Source organism: Streptomyces sp. NPDC051776, from assembly GCF_040681345.1.
Taxonomy (GTDB): Bacteria; Actinomycetota; Actinomycetes; order Streptomycetales; family Streptomycetaceae; genus Streptomyces.
Genome location: NZ_JBFAYQ010000025.1, coordinates 37486 through 60641 on the forward strand (window position 1 = coordinate 37486; position 23156 = coordinate 60641).

The window sequence follows — 23156 nt, forward strand, 5'->3', positions numbered from 1 at the left end:
GAGAGGGGCGGACGGCAGGCAGGGGCGGTGGTGGATCATGTCCCGTCGGCCTCTGGGGCGTCGTCCGCCGTTTCGGTGACCACGGCCAGGAGCGCGCCGACCTCGACCTGACGGCCCGCTACGGCGTGCAGTTCGGTGAGCGTGCCCGCGGTGGGCGCGGAGACCTTGTGCTCCATCTTCATCGCCTCCAGCCAGAGCAGCGGCTGACCGGCGGCGACGGTGCCCCCGACCGCGACCTCCGCCACCCGGATCACCGTTCCGGGCATCGGCGCGAGCAGCGAGCCGGGCTCGGTACGGGCGGTGGGTTCGGGGAAGCGGGACAGGGCGGTGAAGGCGAAGGCGCCGAGCGCGGAGTCGACGTGCACACGCGTGCCGTAGCAGGCGACACCGAACTCCCGCCGTACGCCGTCGACTTCCAGGACGACTCGATCCGGGGCGGTGGCGAGCAGCCGTACGCCGGGGCAATCGTCCGCCGTCAGCCCCTCGCGGGTGAGGCGGTAGCGGACCTCGTGTTCGCTGCCGTCGGGCTCGCCGCGGTAGCGCTTGGTCTGGGGCCGGGAGGGAACGTTGCGCCAGCCGCCGAGGCGGGAGGCGACGGTCCCCGCAGGGCCGCCGTCCCGGGCCTCGCCGCGGGACCGGGTGGCGGCGTCCGCGAGTGCGGCGGCCAGGGCCGAGAGCCGTACTGCCGACGGGCCCGGCGCGGACGGGTCCGAGCCGTACCCGGTGAGTTCGGACAGGTTCCGCTCCAGCCAGCCCGTGTCGAACCGGACCTCCCCGAACTGCGGGTGGCGCAGGGCGCGTACGAGCAGGTCGCGGTTGGTGACGGGCCCGTGGACGCGGGCCCGCTCAAGGGCGCGGGCGAGCGTGCGCACGGCCTCAGCCCGTTTCGGGGCCCGGGCGACGACCTTGGCGATCATCGGGTCGTAGTGGACGCCGATCTCGCCACCGTCGGCGTAGCCGGAGTCGACGCGCAGGCCGCCGTCCCCGCCCGCGGGCTGCCCGACCGCGAAGAGATGCAGGACGCCGGTCTGCGGCTGCCATCCGCGCGCCGGGTCCTCCGCGTACAGCCGGGCCTCGATGGCATGGCCGGAGGGCTCCGGCGGCGCGTCGGCCAGCCGCCCGCCCTCGGCGACCCGGATCTGCAGGGCGACCAGGTCGAGCCCGAACACCTCCTCCGTCACGGGGTGTTCGACCTGAAGGCGGGTGTTCATCTCCAGGAAGTACGGGCGTCCGGCCGCGGAGACAAGGAACTCGACCGTGCCCGCGCCGGTGTAGCCGATCGCGCGCGCGGCCTCGGCGGCCGACTCGTGCAGGGTGCGCCGCAGTGCATCGTCCAGACCCGGGGCGGGGGCCTCCTCGATCACCTTCTGGTGGCGGCGCTGGAGGGAGCAGTCGCGGGTGCCGAGCACCCACACCGTGCCGTGGCGGTCGGCGAGGATCTGCACCTCCACGTGGCGGCCGCGTTCGACGTACGGCTCCGCGAAGACCGAGCCGTCGCCAAAGGCCGAGGCGGCCTCGGCCGATGCGGCCTCCAACTCACCAGGCAGAGCGTGCAGTTCACGAACCGCGCGCATACCGCGCCCGCCGCCGCCCGCCGCCGCCTTCACCAGCAGTGGCAGATCGGCCTCGGTGGCGGCGTCGGGGTCGACGGGCGCGAGCAGCGGCACGCCCGCCTCGCGCATCAGCTCCTTGGCGCGGGTCTTGGAGGCCATGGCCTCGATCGCGTCCGGTGAGGGGCCGATCCATGACAGGCCCGCGTCGAGGACGGCGCGCGCGAACCCGGCGTTCTCCGACAGGAATCCGTAGCCCGGGTGGACGGCGTCGGCGCCGGCGGCCAGGGCGGCCTTCACGATCAGGTCACCACGCAGATACGTCTCGGTGGGCGCGCTGCCGGGCAGCCGTACCGCCGCGTCCGCCTCCTGCACATGCGGCGCGTCCGCGTCCGGGTCGGCGTACACGGCCACGGTGGCGATGCCCAGTTCGCGGCAGGTGCGGAAGACACGGCGGGCGATCTCGCCGCGGTTGGCGACGAGGACGGACTGGATCACCTGGGCCCCTCGGTTGGATGCGGTCGTCGCATGGCTCGTCATCAGCTGTCTCACATCCGGAAGACGCCGAAGCCGCGGGCGCCTTCGACAGGGGCGGTGTGGATGGCCGACAGGCAGAGGCCGAGGACGGTGCGTGTGTCGCGCGGATCGATGACCCCGTCGTCGTACAGCCGGCCGGACAGGAACATGGGCAGCGACTCCGACTCGATCTGCTGCTCCACCATGGCACGCAGCGCGGCGTCCGCCTCGTCGTCGTACGGCTGCCCCTTCGCCGCCGCCGACTCGCGCGCCACGATCGACAGCACGCCCGCAAGCTGCTGCGGGCCCATGACGGCCGACTTGGCGCTGGGCCAGGCGAAGAGGAAGCGGGGGTCGTAGGCGCGGCCGCACATGCCGTAGTGGCCTGCGCCGTAGCTCGCGCCCATGAGCACGGACAGATGCGGGACCTTCGAGTTGGACACCGCGTTGATCATCATCGAGCCGTGCTTGATGATGCCGCCCTGCTCGTACTCCCGGCCGACCATGTAGCCGGTGGTGTTGTGCAGGAAGACCAGCGGGATGTCGCGCTGGTTGGCGAGCTGGATGAACTGGGCGGCCTTCTGGGACTCCTCGCTGAACAGCACGCCCTGCGCGTTGGAGAGGATGCCGACGGGATAGCCGTGGAGCGCGGCCCAGCCCGTCACCAGGCTCGGCCCGTACAGCGGCTTGAACTCGTCGAAGTCGGAGCCGTCGACGATACGGGCGATGACCTCGCGCGGGTCGAAGGGCACCTTCAGGTCGCCCGGGACGATGCCGAGGAGTTCGTCCTCGTCGTACTTCGGCGGCTCGGCGACCGGCGGACTGCCGTACGCCCTGCGCCAGTTGAGACGGGCGACGACGCGTCGGGCCTGCCGGAGCGCGTCGGGCTCGTCCACAGCGAAGTAGTCGGCGAGGCCGGAGGTACGGGCGTGCATCTCGGCGCCCCCGAGCGACTCGTCGTCACTCTCCTCGCCGGTCGCCATCTTGACCAGCGGTGGCCCGCCGAGAAAGACCTTGGACCGCTCCTTGACCATGATCACGTGGTCGGACATGCCGGGGACGTACGCGCCGCCCGCCGTCGAGTTGCCGAACACCACCGCGATCGTGGGGATCCCTGCAGCGGAGAGCCGGGTCAGGTCCCGGAACATCGCCCCGCCCGGGATGAAGATCTCCTTCTGGCTCGGCAGATCGGCGCCGCCGGACTCCACCAGGCTGACCAGCGGCAGCCGGTTGGCGAACGCGATCTCGTGGGCGCGCAGCGCCTTCTTCAGCGTCCACGGATTGCTGGCCCCGCCGCGTACGGTCGGATCGCTCGCCGTCACGACGCACTCCACGCCCTCGACGACGCCGATGCCGGTGACCATGGAGGCGCCGACCTTGTAGTCGCTGCCCCAGGCGGCGAGCGGCGACAGCTCCAGGAACGGCGTGTCCGGGTCGAGCAGCAGCTCGATGCGCTCGCGAGCCAGTAGCTTGCCGCGCTTCCGGTGGCGGGCGACGTACTTCTCACCGCCGCCATCCACCGCCTTGGCGTGCTCGGCCTCCAGCTCGGCGAGTTTGGCGAGCATCGCCTCGCGGTTCGCGGTGTGGTCGGCGCCCGTCGGGTCGAGGGCGGACGCGAGGACGGTCACAGCAGTACCTCCGGGATGTCCAGGTGGCGGGAGCGCAGCCACTCCCCCAGGGCCTTGGCCTGCGGGTCGAAGCGGGCATGGGAGGCGACCCCTTCGCCGAGCAGCCCGTCGACGGTGAAGTTGAGTGCACGGAGGTTGGGCAGGACATGACGGGTGACGGGCAGATCGCGTGCTTCGGGCAGCAGTTCGCGGAACCGCTCCTCGGTGAGGGTGTGCGCCAGCCAGCGCCACGCCTCCTCCGAGCGCGCCCAGACGCCCGTATTGGCGCTGCCGCCCTTGTCGCCGCTGCGGGCGCCCGCGACCAGGCCGAGGGGCGCGCGGCGCACCGGTCCGGGCGGCAACGGCTCGGGCAGCGGCGGCTGTTCGGGCTCGGCGAGCTCCCGGGTCTCCCGGGCCGGGAGTACGGTCATGCGCTGCCCCTCCGGGAGCACCGCCGTGTGGGACACCTCCGCCGCGTCCACGAAAACCGCCTCGAAGACGCCGTACGGTGAACCCTTGCCGGGCGGGGCCGTGACGTGGAAGCCGGGGTAGCTGCCCAGGCCCAGCTCGATGGCGGCACCGCTCACCACCCTGCCGACGGCCTCGGCGTCCGGGTCGCGGACCACCAGCCGCAGCAGCGCGCTCGCCTCCTCCTCCACATCGGCGTCCGCACGGTCCGTGCGGGCGAGGGTCCATCGCACCTCGGCCGGGCGCCGACCCGCGAGGGCGGCCTCCATCTGGTCCTGCACGAGCGCGGCCTTGGCCTCGACACCGAGGCCGGTGAGGACGAAGACGACCTCGTTGCGCCAGCCGCCGATACGGGTGAGGCCGGTCTTGAGCGTCGGCGGCGGCGCCTCGCCGCGCACCCCGTCGATGCGGACCCGGTCGCGGCCCTCCTGGGTGAGGCGTACGGAATCGAGGCGGGCGGTCACGTCGGGTCCGGCGTAGCGGGGGCCGGCGGTCTCGTAGAGGAGCTGCGCGGTGACGGTGCCGACGGTGACGGCGCCCCCGGTGTCCGGGTGTTTGGTGATGACGGACGAGCCGTCCGCGTGGATCTCGGCGACCGGGAAGCCGGGACTGCGTACGTCGTGTTCGTCGAAGAAGGCGTAGTTGCCGCCGGTGGCCTGGGTGCCGCACTCCAGGACATGGCCCGCGACGACGGCACCGGCGAGTGCGTCGAAGTCGCCGTCCGACCAGCCGAAGTGGGCGGCGGCGGGGCCGGTGACGAGCGCGGCGTCGGTGACGCGGCCGGTGACGACGACGTCCGCTCCCGCGCGCAGGCACGCGGCGATGCCCGCACCGCCGAGGTAGGCGTTGGCCGTGAGCACACCGGGGCCCCAGTCGCGGGACTCGCGCAGGTCGTCGCCCTCGACGTGGGCGACGCGCACGGGGACGCCGACGCGGTCGGCCAACTCGCGTATGGCATCGGCCAGTCCGGCCGGATTGAGGCCGCCCGCGTTGGTGACGATGCGCACGCCCCGGTCGACGGCAAGGCCGAGCCCCTCCTCCATCTGCCGCAGGAAGGTCTTGGCGTAGCCCCGCTTCGGGTCCTTCATCCGGTCGCGACCGAGGATGAGCATGGTCAGCTCGGCGAGGTAGTCGCCGGTGAGGATGTCGAGCGGGCCGCCGGTGAGCATCTCGCGGACGGCGTCGAGGCGGTCGCCATAGAAGCCGGAGGCGTTGCCGATCCGGAGGGGGGCGGTGCCGGGGCCGGGTACGGAGGCGGTGGATGCGGGAGCCGGGTCGGTCGGGCCGGTGGCCGTGGGGCCGGTGGGATCCGGGCCGGCGGTCGTGGGGCCGGTGGGATCCGGACCGGCGGTCGTGGGGCCGGTGGGATCCGGACCGGTCGGGCCGGTGGCAGTGGGGCCGTCGGGGTCCGGAGCGGTCGGGCCGGTGGCCGTGGGGCCGTCGGGGATCACGCCTCGCCTCCGCCCTCACCGGTCTGCCGACCCGTACCGGACTGTCCGGGTTCGCGCCCCTGGCCGGGCGGTCCCGCGAAGGCCTGGGCGATGTCGAGCCAGTGGTCGGCGTCCGCCCCCTCGGCGCGCAGGGCGAGGTCGGCACGGTGCGCCCGCTGCGTGGCGAGCAGACAGAAGTCGAGGGCGGGGCCGGTGACGCGCTGCGCGGCCTCCTCCGGACCGTAGGCCCACAACGATCCGTCGGGGGCGGTGAGTTCGACCCGGAACTCCTCGGCGGGCGGCGTCTCGCCGCGCATGAAGTAGCCGTAGTCGCGCGCCCGTACGCCGATGCGCGCGACATGGCGCAGCCGGGCCGTCGGCGTACGCCGGACGCCCAGCGCCTCTGCGATGTCCTGGCCGTGGGCCCAGGTCTCCATCAGCCGACCGGTCGCCATCGAGGCTGCGCTCATCGTCGTCAGGAACCAGGGCATCCGAACGTCCCACGGGTGCTCGGAGAGCGCCCACTGCACGGCCAGGCGGCTCTCGCGCCAGCGCGCGAGCAGTTGCTCGGGCGGCTCCTGGGCTCCGCGCGCGGCTGCTTCGTCGACGAAGGTGTCCGGTGAGGCCATCGCCTCCTCCGCCTCCCGGGCGAACGCCTCGGGCTCGGTGGCGGACTTCACCGCCTGCTCGTCGGTCCAGGCGAGATGCGCGATCTGATGCGCGACGGTCCAGCCGGGTGCGGGAGTGGGTGTCGCCCACCGCGCGGGGCCCAGCCCCGCGACGAGCCGGTCGAGATCCTCCCCTTCGGCGTGCAGATCGTCGACCACGGCTCCCGGATCGGCCACGGTGCGCTCCCCTCATGGGCTCGGAGACTCGTCGTATGCGGTGTTCTGCGGGACCGGCACAGTGACGCCACGTCAGGGGGCACCCCCGGTGCGGCCTCGGTGAGCAGCAGGGTGGCAGCACCAGGAGAAACAAGCAAGCATGCTTGCATGATTTTTTCCCGGGCGCGGAGACGGGCCTGAAAGGTCAAGCGCCAGAAGATTTGGGCCGGTTGACCCCGGGCAGGCAATATCCGACGTATCCGGCTAAGCGGAACAGAGTGCCGGTTTCCGTCAGTCCTCCGCGCTCAGCCGTCGAGCAGTCGGTCGTCGCGTTGCGCCCCGAGAAGTCCGACCGAGGCGCCATGATCTCGCGCATCGGCGTCCCGCGTGACACCCCCTGGGCAGCGGGTCACAGGTGGCGGTGACCAGGCCCGGCGGCGGGTGTGCGGCCCCAGCGCGCGGCCCGTTGGTGGTTCCACCGGGAGGCCCCGCGTGCGGCGGTGCGCGACAGAAATCGCCGAACGGCATCGTGCATGCGGCCGCACGCACGATGCCGCCGACGTGTGGGGTGGGTGGTGACGGGGTCAGCGGCCGCGGCCGAGCTTCGCCTTCAGCTTCTTGCCCTCGGGGGACTCGGCCAGCGTGTCCCAGAGCTTGGCCGAGCTGACGGAGGTGTAGACGCCCGGGGCGCCCTGGGCGGCGCAGCCGTCACCGTAGGAGACGATGCCGATCTGGATCTGCTGCTCGCGGCCGGGAACGGTGCGGAACATCGGGCCGCCGCTGTCACCCTGGCAGGAGTCCTTGCCCTCGACGCCGGCGCAGATGTTGACCTTGCTGTTGTAGCTGTCGTAGCTGACCTTGCACTCGTCGTGCGAGAGCAGCGGCACCTTCACCTGGCGCAGCCGGTCGGGGAAGTGCGGCATGTCGGTGTCGGTGTTGCCCCAGCCGGTGACCGTGGCCTTGGCGCCGGGGCGGATCAGGGCGTCGGTGCCCGGCGTCGGGAGCTTGACGGGGGCGATACCCGTGACCGGCTTGGCCAGTTCGACGAAGGCCATGTCGTAGGCAGCGTCGCCCTTGGTGTATCGGGGGTGGACGACGATGCCGCCGGGGTCGCCCTGACCCTCGGACGGGCGGGCGTTGCGGATCTGGCCCTGCTGGGAGTTGGAGAGCTGGGTGCGGCCGACGGCGACCTGCAGGTCCTTGGCCTCCATGCCCTCGACGCAGTGGGCGGCGGTCATCACGATGTCCTGGCTGATGAGGCTGCCGCCGCAGAACTGACGCTTGAGCGCGCTGCCGGGGCCCTTCTCGAGGAGGGCCGTCATGAAGGGGTAGGCGTCGTTGGACACGTCGCCGCCGCCGATGATGCGGGCGCTGGGCTTGGAACGCTCGCCGTCCGGCGACGACGCGCCGGCCTGCGCCGCCGGTGCGGCAGCGGCGACCAGAGCCGCCGCGGCGGCCGATGCCAGGCCCGCGGCGGCTATGCGCTTGGCACGGCGGCGCGACAGGGAAATTCTCATGGGGGGTTGACTCCACTTCTGCGGAAAATGAATTCGAGCAGGCCGGAAAGGGGCTTGCGAGCGCATGCGTCCATGCCTCGGCACAGGTGCCCAACCAGCTTGCGAAGAAGCGACGTTGGGAAACGCTAGAACTCTATCCGTCCTCGCGTCAAAGAATTCCCCAAAGAAATACGGTCGTTGGGGTCGTGCAGGATTGAAGAAAAGGCGGGGGTGTTCCTCCCGCCAATTCCTCAGACGCCGCAACGGGCCGCCGGGTTCACTCGTTCCGCGAATTTCTCAGACCGTCCGCCAGCACCTCGGCGAGATGGCGGCCGCGACGGGCGCCGAGCCCGGCCAGCTGCGTCCGGCAGGAGAAGCCGTCGGCGAGGATCTCGGTCTCCGGTGAGGCGGATCGCACGGCCGGGAGGAGCTGTTCCTCCGCGCAGGCGCGCGATACGTCGTAGTGGCCGCGCTCGAAGCCGAAGTTGCCCGCGAGTCCGCAGCAGCCACCGCTCAACTCGCCCGTGAGACCGGCGCGTCGGCGAAGCGTGCGCTCGGCTTCGTCGCCGAGGACGGCGTGCTGGTGGCAGTGGGTCTGGCCGGCCACAGGGCGGTCGATGCGGGGCGGGTCCCACTCGGGCGCATACCGGTCCAGCGCCTGCGCGAAGGTGACCACCGACGAGGCGAGCCGCGCGGCGCGTGGATCGTCACCGCCGACCAATTCCGGCAGGTCGGTCCGCAGCGCGGCCGTGCAGCTCGGTTCGAGCCCCACGACGGGGATCCCCGCGTCGAGGGCGGGCGCGAGGGCGTCGAGCGTACGGCGCATGACCGTGCGGGCACGGTCGAGCTGTCCGGTCGAGACCCAGGTCAGGCCGCAGCACACACCCTTCGACGGCAGGACGACCCGTACCCCTGCGGCTTCGAGCACGGCTACGGCGGCGCGGCCGACCGACGGCGAGAGGTAGTTGGTGAAGGTGTCGGGCCACAGCAGAACGGTGGGCGGCTCATCGTACGCGGCGCCCGGCACCCGCTCCTCGCCCTCGCCCTCGCCCTCGCCCTCGCCCTCGCCCTCGCCCTCGCCCGCCACCGTACGGCCGAGAAATTGCGCGGGATTGCGGGGCCGCCACCACCGCGTGAACGGCTCGGGGGCCGGCTCCGGGATCGTCCGCTCGGGGGCGATACCGCCGAGCCGCTTCACGGCATTCGCCAACGGCCCGTTCCGCGCTGCCGCGGCCGCCGCCCGGTTCAGCCGCAGTGCTGCCACCGCGCGCAGCCACACCGGCAGCCACCCCATCGCGTAGTGCGCCGCGGGCCGCAGCCTTCCCGCGTAGTGGTGGTAAAGGAACTCCGCCTTGTACGTGGCCATGTCGACGCCCACCGGGCAGTCCGACCGGCAACCCTTGCACGACAGGCACAGGTCCAGTGCGTCGCGGACCTCCTCCGAGCGCCAGCCGTCGGTGACGACCTCGCCCCCCAGCATCTCGTGCAGCAGCCGCGCCCGCCCGCGCGTGGAGTGCTGCTCCTCCCCTGTCGCCCTGAAGGACGGACACATCACCGCCGCCCCGCTCACCGATGTCGTACGGCACTTGGCGACGCCGACGCAGCGGCGCACCGCCGCCGAGAAGTCCCCTCCGTCGTGCGGGTATCCGAAGGCGACGTCGACCGGCTTGCGCGGCAGCACTTCGAAGCGCAGGTTGTCGTCGAGCCGGTGCGGGCGGGCGAGGATGCCGGGGTTCAGCCCGTTCGCCGGGTCCCACAGGTCCTTGAACTCCTCGAAGGCGCCGACCAGTTCGGCCCCGTACATCCGCGGCAGCAGCTCCGCTCTCGCCTGCCCGTCGCCGTGCTCGCCCGACAGGGAGCCGCCGTGCGTGACGACGAGGTCGGCGAGGTCCACGGAGAAGGCACGGAAGCGCCGCTTGCCCTCCTCGCTGAGCAGGTCGAAGTCGATCCGGATGTGGATGCAGCCGTCGCCGAAGTGCCCGTACGGCGTGCCGCGCAGCCCGTGCTGGCCCATCAGCTCCCGGAAGTCCCGCAGATACGCGCCGAGCCGCGCGGGCGGGACGGCGCAGTCCTCCCAGCCGGGCCACGCCTCACTGCCGTCCGGCATCCGCGTCGCCGTGCCGGAGGCGTCCTCGCGGATGCGCCACAGCGCGCGCTGCCCGGCCGGATCGGTGACGAGGGAATGGTCCGTGGTGGCGCCGGCCGCCATCCGGCACAACTCCTCGGCACGCGTCCGCGCCTCATCCGGCGTATCGCCGCCGACCTCGGTGAAGAGCCAGGCACCGCCCTTCGGCAGTCCGGTTCCGGCCACGCCGGGCACGAGGTCGGAGGCCATGCCCTCGACCGTCAGCGGTCCGTACGGGAGGAGGGTGTGCGCCGCGTCGGCGGCAGCGCCCTCGTCCTCGTACGCGAGCACGGCCAGCACGCGCGCGCGGGGTGCGGGCACGAGCTTCACCACCGCCTCGGTCAGCACACCGAGCGTGCCCTCGCTGCCGGTGAAGGCGCGTGCCCAGTCCGTCCCGTTCTCGGGCAGCAGTGCGTCGAGGGCGTAGCCGGAGATTCGGCGGGGCAGGTCGGGGAAACCGGTGCGCAGCCGGGCGAGATGGCGGTCCACGATCCGGACCGTTCCCTCGCGGAGGCGGGTGGGGACCGACAGGGACGAGGCGGCCGCTGCGCCGGACCGTCCCTCGCGGCGGAGGCGGGCGCGCTCCCCGGCGTAGGTGAGGACGTCCAACTCGTGCACGTTGTCGGCCGTCGTGCCCCAGGCGACCGAGTGCGAGCCGCAGGAGTTGTTGCCGACCATGCCGCCGATCGTGCAGCGGTTGTGCGTGGAGGGGTCGGGGCCGAACGTCAGCCCGTGCGGTCCGGCGGCCCGGCGTACGTCGTCGCAGATGACGCCGGGCTGGACGACGGCGGTGCGGGCGTCCGGGTCGACGGAGAGGATCCGGTTCATATGGCGGGTGAAGTCGAGCACCACGCCGACGCCCGTCGCCTGCCCGGCGATCGAGGTGCCGCTGCCGCGCGCCACGACCGGCACACCGTGCTCGCGGCAGACGGCGAGAGTCGCGGCGACGTCATCGGCGTCGCGGGGGGCGACGACGGCGTCGGGCACCCGCCGGTAGTTCGACGCGTCCATGGTCATCAGCGCCCGGCTCGCGACGGCGGAGGAGACCTCGCCGCGCACCGCCTTCCGCAGCGCTCCTGCCAGAGTCCGAGGATCGCTCATGCGATCAAGCCTGCCCGAAACCCGGCCGTGCGCACCTGCCATGGGGGCGTTCGTGCCGTCGCGCGGCAGGGGAGGAGCAGCACTCCACGCGCGGGCGGGACGGGGCCGCGCCGGTGGCAGACGGGAACGCGGCGGCAAGGCATGGCCGACAGGGTCACGGGGGGGCCGGATCGGGCAGGCGGGGGCCGCGTCATGCGGGGGTGCCGGGTCGGACGGAGGGCCGGAGCAGGCCGAGGGCCGGAGCAGGCCGAGGGCCGGATCAGGCGGAGGGCCGGAGCAGGCCGAGGGCCGGAGCAGGCCGGGACCGGATCAGGCGGAGGGCCGGAGCAGGCCGAGGACCGGATCAAGCCGGGGCGGCCGCCACATCGTCCGGCTCCTCGTCCTCGTCCTCCAGACGCCAGGCGAGGACGGCCGTGGGCATCCAGATCATCATTTCCAGGATCAGGAACGCGCCCAGGAGCACGATCCGGAGCGGGTGGGCCTGGAACGAGTAGACGACGTAGGGGAAGACGGCGAAGACGAGGACCGCCATGGCAGCCGTCGTGACGCCGTAGGCACGCCGGTACGCGCTGTGCACCTGCTGGAGCTGCAGCTCGTCGAGCATGTGGGAGGGGGCGAGAGTCAGCGCCCTGGTGCCGCGCCAGGCGAGCCAGCGGAACATCCCCTGCAGGATGATCAGGCCGATGAGCACCGGGTATCCCACATTCACCTCGGACCTCAGCGAGGCGTACATCAGGGCGAGCACCGCAAGCGCCAGGACGACGAGCATGATGCGCCGGGTGCGGCGGCGCAGCTGGGGCTCCGGAGCCGTCTGCCCGAGCAGGAACAGACGGTCGTTGCGCAGCAGGGTGTTGAACCTCATGGGGTCTCCTCCTCCGGAGCGGTGGATATGTCGGGGGTGCTCGCGGCGGCCGGGGAGTCGCCGGAGGTGAGGGCGTCCCCGGTGAGCCGGGGGAAGGGACGCGGGGAGAACACGGCCTCGACGGGCAGGCCGAAGCAGCCGCAGATGCGGAAGACCAGCTCGAGGCTGGGGTTGTAGTCGCCCCGCTCCAAATAGCCGATCGTCTGGTAGTTCACGCCGGTGGCCTCGGCGAGGTCGCGCCGCGACCAGCCCCGCTCGGCCCGCAGCATCGCGAGCCGGTTGTGGATCCGGATCTCCCCATCCTCGGACCTTCGCGCTTTCCTCATGCAGCAGAGTGTTGCATTTATACAACACTCTGGTCAATCAAAACAGCAAGTGATCCGTCCTCGCCGCCAACGACGGCCAGGGGAGCGTGTGTTGGCGCCCCTCGTCCCGTCCGCTTCTCGTCCCACGTCTCGGTCCATGGACCGCGGCCCCGGGCAGCGACCGGAACGGATTAGGCTTCGGACCGTGGCTGAGATCCGGATTCCCACTGACATCAAGCCCGCCGACGGTCGCTTCGGCTCGGGCCCGTCCAAGGTGCGGACGGAGGCGCTCAGCGCCCTGGCCGCCACCGGTGACTCCCTGCTGGGCACCTCCCACCGCCAGGCTCCGGTGAAGAACCTGGTCGGCCGGGTGCGAGACGGCGTGCGCGCGCTGTTCTCGCTGCCCGACGACTACGAGGTGGTGCTCGGCAACGGCGGATCCACCGCCTTCTGGGACATCGCCACCCACGGCCTGATCGAGCGCAAGTCGCAGCACCTCTCCTTCGGCGAGTTCTCCTCCAAGTTCGCCAAGGCCGCGCGGCTCGCGCCCTGGCTGGAGGAACCGACGGTCATCTCCTCCGACCCCGGCACCCACCCGCGGCCGCAGGCCGAGGCGGGCGTCGACGTCTACGCCCTCACGCACAACGAGACCTCGACCGGCGTCGCCGCGCCCGTCGAGCGCGTGGCCGGCGCCGACGCGGGTTCACTCGTCCTGGTGGACGCCACCTCCGGCGCCGGCGGTCTGCCCGTCGACATCCGCGAGACGGACGTCTACTACTTCGCCCCGCAGAAGTCCTTCGCCGCCGACGGCGGTCTGTGGCTGGCCGTCTTCTCGCCCGCCGCCCTTGAGCGCGCCGCGCGGGTCCACGCCTCGGGCCGCCACGTGCCGGAGTTCTTCTCGCTGCCGACCGCGATCGACAACTCCAGGAAGAACCAGACGTACAACACCCCCGCCCTCGCGACGCTCTTCCTGCTCGCCGACCAGCTCGACTGGCTGAACGGCCACGGTGGTCTGGCCTGGGCGACCGAGCGGACCGCGGACTCCTCCTCGCGGCTGTACGGATGGGCGGAGAAGGTCTCGTACGCCACCCCGTTCGTCGCCGACCCGGCCCAGCGCTCGCAGGTCGTCGGCACGATCGACTTCAACGACGACATCGACGCGGCCGCCATCGCCAAGACGCTGCGCGCCAACGGGATCGTGGACACCGATCCGTACCGCAAGCTGGGCCGCAACCAACTCCGGGTCGCGATGTTCCCGGCGGTCGAACCGGCCGACGTGGAGGCGCTGACCGCCTGCATCGACTACGTGGTCGACAAGCTCTAGCGGCCACGAGCCGGTGGGCGACGGCCCTGCGCACCAGGCCGTACGCGACGGCCGCACCTGACACTTCGCAACCCGACACTCCGTACGCGACGCTCCATACGCGCGAGAGGGACCCGGCGCACACCGCGCCCGGGCCCCTCTCCGCTGCGTCCGCCGGGTCCGACCCCTCCGCGACCACCCCGACCACCCCCGCCCCTCGGCGCAACGGACGGCCTCCGGATGACGGTCCGCCCGCCCTGTGCGTCCATGGACTCATGGCCACTCCAGGACTCACCCCCTTGGTGCGGCAGGGCTGCATCCTGCTCACCACGCGCAAGCGAGACGGCACTACCGTCGGCACGCCCGTCCACATCGCCGTCGAGGGCGATCACGCCTACATCCGGACCTTCGGGAAGTCGGGCAAGGCGAAGCGGATGCGGAACTTCCCCGATGTGGAGATCGCGCCCTCGACCCGCCGCGGCAGGCCGACCGGACCCGCCCTCAAGGCCCGCGTGCGCCTGCTGGAGCAGGGCAGCGAGGAGAACGCGCACGCCGCAGAACTGATCGAGCGCAAGTACCCGGTGGTGCAGCGCTATCTGGTCCCCGCTGTGCACCGTCTGCAGCGTGACACGACCCTGCACTACGAGGTGAGGGCGACGGACGAGGACACCTCTCCGTAGCCGAACCGTCCGGTCGGGCGGTCCACCCCGTCCGCGGTCCATCCCGTCCGCGGTCCGCTCCCCGGTCCACCCCCGTCCGCGGCCCGCTCCGCCCCCGCGGGTCAGCGACGCCGGAACAGCCGCCGCAGGCCGAGGACGAGCACAGCGGCCGCAGCGAACGTCAGGGCTCCGACCACCAGGTTCCGGTCCTGGTCGCTGCCCGCTCCGCCCCCGTCGCCGTTCTTCCGGTCCGTGCCGTCCTTATCGCGCTCTGCCCGCTCGGCCGCCGACGCGGGCAGCATCTTCCCGTGCAGGGCCACCCGCGTGACCCGGCTCCGCGCGCCCTCGGTCCCGTACATCAGCGCTGTGCCGTCCGGGGTGAAGGCCACCGACTCGCCCTGGCGCTGCATGGGCAGGCTGGGCCGGCCCACCGGCTCGACCTTGCCGTCCTGCGACCAGCTGTAGGCGCGCGCCTCGAAGTAGCTGCGCACCACCAGCCGGGTGCCGTCGGGCGAGAACGTCCCGTCCGTCGCCCAGAGGTCGATACCGGCGATGCGCTTGAAGGTGTTCACGCCGGTCGGGGACAGCTCGGCCGGGCCCTCGTACAGCCCGCCGCCCTCCTCGTTCTTGCTGACGATGTAGACCCGGCCGGTCTTCGGATGGACCATCAGGGACTCTGCGTCGCGCGGCCCTCCGTCGTAGCGGACGGTGTACCGGATCGGCGTGACCGTGGTGTCCTTCAGCTTCTTCGGCTCGGGGAAGCGGTAGATCCAGACCTCGGGCCACGTGCCACCGAGGTTGTCGCCGATGTCGCCGACGTAGACCTGTCCGTCGGAGCCGACGGAAACGGCCTCGACGTCGCGCGGATCGATGCCTTTCAGGGTGACGGTCGCGACCGTACGGCCGGTGGCGCTGTCCACGGCGTAGACGTACGGGCCGTCGTCACTGTCGTTGTGCGTCCAGAACACCCCGGGGTGCGCCCGGCTCGCGGCCAGCCCGCTCGATTCCGTTATCCGCGCGTCCTCGATGGTGAAGGACTGCGGTGACCCGGCGTCAGCCGCGGCCGGAACGGCGGCGGACAGGACCAGGGCGACGGCGGCCGGGACGGCGGCGCCGAGGCCGCGAGCAAGCGAAGGCATGCCCCAAGACTGCCATCCGGTGCCGGTGGCCGGTCGGCACGGGCGGACCCGGGCCGCGTCCCTGCCCCGGCTTGCGCCCCCGTGCCGTCGCGGCCACCGGGCCCCGGTCGGGGGCACGAGCGGTGGTCCGTACGGCTAAGGACCTGGCGGGGTGGCCAGTGTCACGTCGCAGGTCGGGGCCAGGTCCGCGATGATGTGGCGGTGCGGATGATGCTCGTCGGCGACTCGATGACGATCGGCAGCGCGGGTGAGCACACCTGGCGCCACCGGATGTGGCAGCACTTGGGGCGCGCGCCCGGCGGCCCGTACCACTTCGTCGGACCGCGCACGGGCCTCTACGACCACCTCGCCGACGCGCCCGTCTCCAACGCCTACGCCGACCCGTCCTTCCCCGAGGACGCGCGGCGTCATCTCGCGGGCTGGGGCGAGGGGTGGCTGCACATGGCGCCACTGATCCGCGAGGCGGTGGCCGTGCACCGCGCCGATGTGCTGCTCGTCTCGCTGGGCCTGATCGACCTCGGCTTCTACACCGACGCGGACGAAACCGTGGCCAACGTCCGCCGCTTCGTGGCGGAGGCGCGTGCGGCCGACCCGCTGATCCGGATCGTCGCGCTCCCCGTCATCCCCAACGTCCGCGCCCGGACCGACCCCCCGTTCGGTGCGACGTGCGAACGCTTCAACGCAGCCCTGGCAGAGGCGTTCGCCGCCCTCACCACCCCCGCATCACCGCTCCTCCTCGCCTCGCGCCCCGCCGACTGGGTCATAGAGCGCGACACGTACGACGGGACGCACCCCAGCCCCTCCGGGGAGCACAGGCTCGCGGCCGCCTTCGCCGACGCGATGCACCGGGCATGGCGACTCGGCGCGCCCTACCGCACGGACAGCATGGCGCTGACCGCGCCCGCCTGACCCTCCCGCCCGGGCCGGGCTACGCTTCCGGCGGCACCGGCCACTTCGGGGGATGACGCGGATTCGGGGGAGGACGCGGATGCAGTCGGCATTCGACAAGTACGAGCGCCGGATGTGGGCCGGGCGGGCCGACGCCTACGGGCGTACGTTCGCGCGGCTGTGTGCGCACCTGGTGCCCGCACTGCTCGACGCCGCGGGCGTCGCGGCCGGCCTGGACGTACTCGACGTCGGTACGGGCACCGGCAGCGCCGCGGCCGCCGCTTCCGCCCGCGGCGCCCGGGTGACCGCGATCGACGCTGACGCGCACATGGTCGAGGCGGCGCGGCGCAATGTCCCCGGTGCCGAGGTCCGGCGGGCAACGCTGCCCCGACTGCCCTTCGGGGACGGGACGTTCGACGCCGTGACCGGGAACTTCGTGGTCAACCACGTCGGCGATCCCGGGACGGCCCTCGCGGAGATGCGGCGCGTCCTGCGCCCGGGCGGGCGCCTGGCCGCCACCATCTGGCGCCACCCCGGCGAGGCCGGACAGGCGCTGCTGTGGCGGGCGGTGGATGCGGCGGGCGTCGAGAAGCCCGAACTCCCGCGCGTCGAGGCCGACTTCCCGCGCACCGAGGAGGGGTTCGCGGCGCTGCTGTCCGGAGCCGGGCTGCGCACGGTGGACTGCGTCTCCGTCGTCTGGGACCACCGGGAGGATCCGGAGAGGTGGTGGTCGGGCGCCGCGGAGGGGATCGCGACCATCGGACTCGTCCTCGGCCGCTTGTCCCCGGACGTACGCGCGGTGGTCAGGACCCACTACGAGCGTCTGGCCGCAGCATTCGTCCACCCCGACGGCACGCTCGCCCTCCCCCACGCCGCGCTGCTCGCCCACGGCACCCGCTGAGCCCGGCCGGTGGCAGTACCCGGCACACCGTCATCATGCCTGCGCGGGCGCTTGCTTCGAGCGCGCTCGAAGGCGTTGGCTTGTCCCCCATGAAGTACACGCAGCTCGGACGCACCGGACTGAAGGTCAGCCGCCTGGTCCTCGGCACGATGAACTTCGGGCCCGTCACCGACGAGGCCGACAGCCACGCGATCATGGACGCCGCGCTCGCCGCGGGCGTCAACTTCTTCGACACCGCCAACGTCTACGGCTGGGGCGAGAACAAGGGCCGCACCGAGGAGATCCTCGGCTCGTGGTTCGCACAGGGCGGCGAGCGCCGCGAGAAGGTCGTGCTCGCCACCAAGGTGTACGGGAACATGGGCACCGCGGGCTCTCCCTGGCCCAACGAGGACAAGCTCTCCGCCCTCAACATCCGCCGCGCCGTCGAGGCCAGCCTCAAGCGGCTGGGCACCGACCACATCGACCTCTACCAGTTCCATCACATCGACCGGGACACGCCCTGGGACGAGATCTGGCAGGCGATCGACGTCCTGATCCAGCAGGGCAAGATCCTCTACGCCGGATCGAGCAACTTCGCCGGGTGGAACATCGCCCAGGCCAACGAGACCGCCCGCCGCCGCGGCACGACGTACGGCCTGGTCAGCGAGCAGTGCCTGTACAACCTCGCCGAGCGCCGCGCGGAGATGGAGGTCGTCCCGGCAGCGCGGGCGTACGGCCTCGGCGTCATCCCCTGGTCGCCCCTGCACGGCGGGCTGCTGGGCGGGGCGATCCGCAAGGAGGGCGCCGGCGGGGTCCGCAGGGGCACGGGCCGGTCGGCCGACGCACTGAAGAACACCCAGCAGCGCGAGCAGATCCAGGCTTACGAGGATCTGCTCGACAAGCACGGACTGGAGCCCGGCGAGGTGGCGCTGGCCTGGCTGCTCACCCGGCCCGGTGTGACCGGCCCGATCGTCGGCCCACGCACGTCCGGACAGCTCGAGTCCGCGCTGCGGGCGGTCGAACTGGAGCTGTCGGACGAGCTGCTGGCGTCGCTGGACGAGGTCTTCCCCGGCCCGGGGCCATCGCCGGAGGCGTTCGCCTGGTAGGAGCGTGCGCCACGGGGCCGTCCTGTCTCCGCCGGCCCCTGTGGCCAGGGGCCGGTCCCGTGCCTGGGGCCGGTCCCGTGCCTGAGGCCGGTCCCGTGCCTGAGGCCGGTCCTGTGCCCGGAGCCGGTGCCATGTACCGGGATCGCGGCCCGTCTCCGGAGAAGCGGCAGGACCCTGTCCTCATCCCGTTCCCCACCGGCCCTTGTCCGTGAGGAGAGGACGCGGTGGGGATCCCGTGGTCGGTAGGGGCGGTCGCGTGGTCGCGGTTCGCTCAGCCGAGTGCGGCCGCCAGGATGACCACGACGAGTATCACGACGAGGGCACCGCTCACGATCCGGCTTCTGGTCTTGGCATCCACGCGTCGAGACTAACGGGACGTGCAACGGCTCCCGCGCCCAGGTCCTCGAACCGTCCGGGACCGGTCCGTGGACGGTTTCGCGTCAGCCGCCGAGCGCCCAGGCCCCCACCGTCTCGTAGCGCGGCCGCTCGCCCGGACTGCCGCCGCCCGGCAGGTTGCTACGGATCAGGCACAGCTCCCCCACCCTCCATGCCGTCCCCTCGAACTCCGCCAGCGCGCCCACGAACGGCCTCAGATCCTCGTCCGTCCGGTTCCGCGCGATTGTCAGATGCGGGGTGTACGAGCGGTGCTCGTCCAGAGGGAGCCCCGCGCGGCGGCCCGCCGCGAGGGACGCACCGGCCAGCCGGCTCATGGCCGTGCGGTCGCCCTCTGCGCCCACCCACACCACGCGGTGCGCGAACCGCCCGCCGTGCCGGAGCCGCAGTCCGAAGGGTTCGCGGCGGGCGGCCGCGCGGCCGAGGCGGGTCTCCAGCTCCGCCACCAGACCGTCCTCGACCTCGCCGTAGAACGCGAGCGTGAAGTGCCAGGCGGCCTCGCCCGTCCAGCTCAGCCGGTCGGCTCCCGGCAACTGCCGCAACGCCCGTACCTCGTCGGCCAGTTCTGCGGTGACCGTATCCGGGGGGACCACGGCTGCGAAGAGTCTCATTCGGCTAGTCTCACCCGGATGAGGATCCGGCAGGGTGGGACCGGCGACGTCCCGGCGATCGTGGCGATGCTCGATGGTGCCGTCGCCTGGCTCGTCCAGGAGGGCCGCACGGGTCAGTGGGGCACCGAACCGTGGTCGGCCCGGCCCCAGGGCGTGGAGAAGGTCACGGAGGTCGTCCGCTCGGGCGTCGCCTGGCTGGCGGAGGTGGACGCAGTGCCCGCGGGCGCCGTTGTCCTGGCCCCGTACCCGTCCGAGCACGTACCGCGCGTCGCCGAGCCCGAGGTCTTCGTGCGCCTACTGGTCACCGACCGGCGCCACGCGGGGCACGGCGTGGGGCGGACGCTGCTCGCGCACACCGTCGAGGAGGCGCGGCGGCAGGACATCGGTCTCGTACGCGTCGACTGCTACGCGGGCGCGGGTGGGCGCCTGGTCGAGTACTACCGGCGCAACGGCTTCACGCCCGCCGAGACCTTCACGGTCGGGGAGTGGCCGGGACAGGTCCTGGAACGGCGCGTCCTCTGACGCCCACCGGCCCGGCCGGTCGCGGACCACAGCGCCGGCGCGCACCGGGAGCCGTGGCCGAGCCGTCCCGGCCGCGGCTCCCGTCCGGCTCCTACGCGGCAGGCGCCATCCGCTTTCCCGGGCCCGGCTCGGCCGCGCGCTCCATGTGCTCCCCGCGCGGCACGAACGTCACATGACGGTGGCCGCGCCGCAGGTCCACCTTCAGCCGCAGACCGCCGACGCGGGCCAGTATCAGCCCGACGGCGACGGCGGCCACCGCGGAGATCAGACCACCGGTGAGGAAGCCGGTCCTGGCGCCGTAGACGTCGGTGATCCAGCCGACGAGGGGTGCGCCCACCGGCGTACCGCCCATGAAGACCATCATGAACAGGCTCATCACGCGTCCGCGCATCGCCGGGTCGGTGGCCAGCTGCACGTTCGAGTTGGCTGTGACGTTGATCGTCAGGCCGAACATGCCGATCGGCACCAGCAGCGCCGCGAAGATCCAGAAGGCAGGCGCAAGAGCCGCCGTGATCTCCAGCACGCCGAACAGCAGCGCCGCGCCGGCCAGCAGCCGCAGGCGCGAGGTGCGGCGGCGGGCGGCGAGCAGGGCGCCGACGAGGGAGCCGCCGGCCATCAGCGTGTTGAGCAGGCCGTACGTGCCGGCGCCCGCGTGGAAGACGTCGTCCACGAACGCGGTCAGCCAGATGGGGAAGTTGAAGCCGAAGGTGCCGATGAAGCCCACCAGGACGATGGGCCAGAGCAGTTCGGGACGCCCGGCGACGTAACGCAGCCCCTCGCGCAACTGGCCCTTCCCGCGCCGCACGCGGTCGACCGGGTGCAGCTCGCCCGTCCGCATCATCAGCAGGCCGGCGATGGGGGCCAGGAAGGACAGGCCGTTGAGCAGAAAGGCCCAGCCGCTGCCGACGGCCGTGATGAGGACACCGGCGACGGCGGGTCCGACCAGCCTGGCGGACTGGAAGTTGGCGGAGTTGAGGCTGACGGCGTTGCGCAGCTCGCGCGGGCCGACCATCTCCGCGACGAACGCCTGCCGCGCGGGATTGTCGACCACTGTGATCATGCCGAGCAGGAAGGCCATGAGGTAGACGTGCCAGACCTGGACCTGGCCGCTCAACGTCAGGACGGCGAGCGCGAGTCCCGTCAGGCCCATCGCGGACTGGGTGATCAGCAGGAGCTGCCGTCTGCCGAAGCGGTCGGCGATGACACCCCCGTAGAGCCCGACGAGCAGCATGGGCAGGAACTGCAGCGCTGTGGTGATACCGACGGCGGCGGACGATCCGGTGAGCGTGAGCACCAGCCAGTCCTGGGCGATGCGCTGCATCCAGGTGCCGGTGTTGGAGACCATCTGTCCGGTGGCGAAGAGCCGGTAGTTGCGCACCTTCAGGGAGCGGAACGTGCCCCCGCGCGGCTCGCGCGGGACGTCGGCGACAGCGCCGGGAGCGGCGTCGCGGGCGACGGTGTCGTGGTCGTGGGGGGCCTCGCGGTGCTCGGGCGGTGTGCGGCGCTCGGGCTCGGCCCGGCGCTCCGGCTCGGCACAGCGCTCGTGCGGGCGGCCTGTGGCGTCGTGACGGGGTTCAGGTGCGGGGGCGGAGTCTGCTCCGGGTCCCGTACTCAAAGTGGTTCGCCTCCTCGTCGTGTCGTGGTCCGGTCGTCCTTCGTCTGTCGATCGGTTACGGCGGTCTTCGTTTTCGCTCCGTCCCGTCCGCTCGGGCGGGACAGTGCCCCCGGCGGGCGGTGGCAGGCCGGGTCGGCTGGTTCAGGTGTCCGTGCGGTGCGCCGCGCGGGGCCTCGCGCTACAACTGCGCGAGCTTTTCCAGTACGGGCGCTGCGGCACGCAGCGCGGCCCATTCCTCATCATCGAGGCCGCCCGCGAGCTCGGCGAGCCAGGCATTCCGCCTGCGCCGGCTCTCCTCGAGCATGCTCTCCGCCCGTTCGGTCTGCCGGACGACCTTCTGCCGGCGGTCCTCCGGATGCGGTTCGAGCCGTACCAGCCCCTTGGCCTCGAGCATGGCCACGATGCGTGTCATCGACGGCGGCTGGACGTGCTCCTTGCGGGCCAGCTCGCCGGGGGTGGCGGTACCGCATCGCGCGAGCGTGCCCAGCACCGACATCTCCGTGGGGCTGAGCGACTCGTCGACCCTCTGGTGCTTCAGCCGGCGGGAAAGCCGCATGACGGCGGACCGCAGGGCGTTGATGGCGGCTGCGTCGGCGGCACTGCTCGATTCCGGCATGTCTTTAGGGTAACTCATTACCCAAGCTAAAGAACAATGGCAGGGGCCGTGAGTTCTCGGGACGGCCCGGAGCCCCGGCGAACCAAACCTTTGGTCACCCATATGAGTGAGACCACTCCGGAAAGTGACGCGGCGGCGGATCCAGGGCCGGGACCGTACTCACATGGGATCGATGGGATCGGATGTGCTCAGTCTTCGGATAGATCGTTGCCTTCTCGACCGGATCCGGCGGCACGCGGCGAAGCGCGGCATGAGCGTGCAGGACTACGTGGTCCGGACGCTCGTCCGCGACGACTTCGACGAGCGCTTCAAGGCGGCGGTCGACGAGACGGAGAAGTTCTACGGCTGAAGTGAGTCCGGCGGTCGCGCGTACCGTCGGCAGCGCGCGTCGCCGGCCCCGGATCCTCGTCAGCCGACGCCGAGGGCCCGCTCGATCGGGCTGAGCAGGAAGTGGACGAGCCGCTGGTGGAGCACTACGGAGCGATACTACGGCGCTCCGCACCGCAGGGCTCAGGATCGGATTCCTTCCCCGCCTGAAGGCGAGGATTCCCTCCGAAGAAGAGGGATGGAGGCCATGGTCAGGAACGCGAGAGCCGCGTCATTGGGTCGCTCCGGTCGATCTCCCGGACATTTTCAGCACCATCTCCGCGCGTAGAGAGTCAGGTTCCCTGCGGCCGCTCTCGCGCAGGGGCGCCCGGCGGGCGGCCGCGCCCGAGGCCGTATCGCAACCGCCCCCGGGGACCGGCCGTGCGGCGCGGTGCATAAGCTTGGGCCACGACGACCGAACCGAAAGGCGCCCGGACGATGGGGAAGTGGACACCGCGGCACAAAGCCCCGGAGCCCCTTGAGGGCAACGTCGTCGCCACGATCACCGGCGGCACGGCCCTCTGGTTCGTGCTCTTCCTGGTGCAGCTCCCCTTCTACACGTGGTTCGAGGACAACGGACACCTGTGGTGGCTGTGGACCTGCCTGACCGGTGGCGGGCTCGGTCTCGTCGGCATCTGGTACGTGCGCCGCCGCGAAGTCTCCCTCCGGCGGGCCGCCGACGCCGTTCGGCCCGGCCCACAGCGCCGCCCCGGCTGAGCCCTTCGACGGCCTCTCCGGGGGACGTGCTCCTCTCCGGGGGACGTGGTGGCGGTG

20 protein-coding genes are annotated in these 23156 nt (G+C 72.2%); 8 read left to right on the forward strand and 12 right to left on the reverse strand.

All coding sequences use genetic code 11. From position 1 onward, the window contains the following. Positions 1-35: 35 nt before the first annotated feature. From AB0M26_RS19895 to AB0M26_RS19930, 8 genes are all read right to left on the reverse strand, one after another. A complete protein-coding gene (locus AB0M26_RS19895) occupies positions 36-2048 on the reverse strand; it encodes a biotin carboxylase N-terminal domain-containing protein (protein WP_365262757.1) in 2013 nt (670 codons plus the stop codon). A gap of 50 nt (positions 2049-2098) precedes the next feature. After that, a complete protein-coding gene (locus AB0M26_RS19900; RefSeq protein ID WP_365262760.1) occupies positions 2099-3694 on the reverse strand; it encodes a carboxyl transferase domain-containing protein in 1596 nt (531 codons plus the stop codon). Continuing rightward, the gene (locus AB0M26_RS19905) at positions 3691-5361 is read right to left on the reverse strand and encodes an acyclic terpene utilization AtuA family protein (protein ID WP_365262911.1); all 1671 of its coding nucleotides are present in this window, start codon (positions 5359-5361) and stop codon (positions 3691-3693) included. Before AB0M26_RS19905 ends, AB0M26_RS19900 begins: the two co-directional genes overlap by 4 nt. Before the next feature lie 227 nt (positions 5362-5588). Then, on the reverse strand, positions 5589-6416 hold the full coding sequence (locus AB0M26_RS19910; protein ID WP_365262763.1) for a TIGR03084 family metal-binding protein: 828 nt from the start codon (positions 6414-6416) through the stop codon (positions 5589-5591). Positions 6417-6979: 563 nt separating this feature from the next. After that, a complete protein-coding gene (locus AB0M26_RS19915) occupies positions 6980-7912 on the reverse strand; it encodes a serine protease (RefSeq protein WP_365262766.1) in 933 nt (310 codons plus the stop codon). 256 nt (positions 7913-8168) lie between these two features. Further along, positions 8169-11117 (reverse strand): FAD-binding and (Fe-S)-binding domain-containing protein, encoded by a 2949-nt coding sequence (locus AB0M26_RS19920; protein ID WP_365262769.1) that lies wholly within the window; start codon positions 11115-11117, stop codon positions 8169-8171. 343 nt (positions 11118-11460) lie between these two features. Further along, positions 11461-11979, reverse strand: a complete 519-nt coding sequence (locus AB0M26_RS19925; RefSeq protein ID WP_365262772.1) for a hypothetical protein — start codon at positions 11977-11979, stop codon at positions 11461-11463. Further along, on the reverse strand, positions 11976-12305 hold the full coding sequence (locus tag AB0M26_RS19930; protein ID WP_365262775.1) for a helix-turn-helix transcriptional regulator: 330 nt from the start codon (positions 12303-12305) through the stop codon (positions 11976-11978). The genes AB0M26_RS19925 and AB0M26_RS19930 overlap by 4 nt, the downstream gene beginning before the upstream one ends. A 184-nt stretch (positions 12306-12489) precedes the next feature. On the opposite strand from AB0M26_RS19930, the gene serC reads away from it, so the two are divergent. Together serC and AB0M26_RS19940 are read left to right on the forward strand one after the other, a co-directional pair. After that, positions 12490-13608: a phosphoserine transaminase gene (serC, locus tag AB0M26_RS19935; protein WP_365262778.1), complete on the forward strand. Its 1119-nt coding sequence runs from the start codon at positions 12490-12492 to the stop codon at positions 13606-13608. A gap of 254 nt (positions 13609-13862) precedes the next feature. Beyond that, positions 13863-14267 carry a PPOX class F420-dependent oxidoreductase gene (locus tag AB0M26_RS19940; RefSeq protein ID WP_365262781.1) on the forward strand — a complete coding sequence of 135 codons (405 nt, stop codon included), beginning with the start codon at positions 13863-13865 and terminating at the stop codon, positions 14265-14267. 101 nt (positions 14268-14368) lie between these two features. Here AB0M26_RS19940 and AB0M26_RS19945 read toward each other — a convergent pair whose 3' ends face one another. Then, entirely contained in the window at positions 14369-15385 is a 1017-nt protein-coding gene (locus AB0M26_RS19945) for a hypothetical protein (protein WP_365262784.1), read from the reverse strand. 201 nt (positions 15386-15586) lie between these two features. Here AB0M26_RS19945 and AB0M26_RS19950 point away from each other — a divergent pair, with 201 nt between their 5' ends. The 3 genes from AB0M26_RS19950 to AB0M26_RS19960 all read left to right on the forward strand — a co-directional run bounded on the left by AB0M26_RS19950 (position 15587) and on the right by AB0M26_RS19960 (position 18259). Then, positions 15587-16294: a GDSL-type esterase/lipase family protein gene (locus tag AB0M26_RS19950; protein WP_365262787.1), complete on the forward strand. Its 708-nt coding sequence runs from the start codon at positions 15587-15589 to the stop codon at positions 16292-16294. A gap of 79 nt (positions 16295-16373) precedes the next feature. Then, complete coding sequence (locus AB0M26_RS19955; RefSeq protein WP_365262790.1) at positions 16374-17174, forward strand: methyltransferase domain-containing protein; 801 nt, start codon at positions 16374-16376, stop codon at positions 17172-17174. Between the two features lie 89 nt (positions 17175-17263). Beyond that, a complete protein-coding gene (locus AB0M26_RS19960; RefSeq protein ID WP_365262793.1) occupies positions 17264-18259 on the forward strand; it encodes an aldo/keto reductase in 996 nt (331 codons plus the stop codon). A gap of 440 nt (positions 18260-18699) precedes the next feature. Here AB0M26_RS19960 and thpR read toward each other — a convergent pair whose 3' ends face one another. Further along, positions 18700-19263, reverse strand: coding sequence for an RNA 2',3'-cyclic phosphodiesterase (gene thpR / locus AB0M26_RS19965; RefSeq protein ID WP_365262796.1), 564 nt, complete (start codon positions 19261-19263; stop codon positions 18700-18702). An 18-nt stretch (positions 19264-19281) separates the two neighbouring features. On the opposite strand from thpR, the gene AB0M26_RS19970 reads away from it, so the two are divergent. Continuing rightward, positions 19282-19785 (forward strand): GNAT family N-acetyltransferase, encoded by a 504-nt coding sequence (locus tag AB0M26_RS19970; RefSeq protein WP_365262799.1) that lies wholly within the window; start codon positions 19282-19284, stop codon positions 19783-19785. Between the two features lie 91 nt (positions 19786-19876). Here AB0M26_RS19970 and AB0M26_RS19975 read toward each other — a convergent pair whose 3' ends face one another. After that, complete coding sequence (locus tag AB0M26_RS19975) at positions 19877-21169, reverse strand: MFS transporter (protein ID WP_365262914.1); 1293 nt, start codon at positions 21167-21169, stop codon at positions 19877-19879. A gap of 409 nt (positions 21170-21578) precedes the next feature. Then, a complete protein-coding gene (locus AB0M26_RS19980; RefSeq protein WP_365262802.1) occupies positions 21579-22016 on the reverse strand; it encodes a MarR family transcriptional regulator in 438 nt (145 codons plus the stop codon). A gap of 163 nt (positions 22017-22179) precedes the next feature. On the opposite strand from AB0M26_RS19980, the gene AB0M26_RS19985 reads away from it, so the two are divergent. Together AB0M26_RS19985 and AB0M26_RS19990 are read left to right on the forward strand one after the other, a co-directional pair. After that, a complete protein-coding gene (locus AB0M26_RS19985) occupies positions 22180-22365 on the forward strand; it encodes a ribbon-helix-helix protein, CopG family (RefSeq protein ID WP_365262804.1) in 186 nt (61 codons plus the stop codon). 455 nt (positions 22366-22820) lie between these two features. After that, entirely contained in the window at positions 22821-23099 is a 279-nt protein-coding gene (locus AB0M26_RS19990; RefSeq protein ID WP_365262807.1) for a DUF2530 domain-containing protein, read from the forward strand. The last annotated feature ends 57 nt before the right edge of the window (positions 23100-23156 follow it).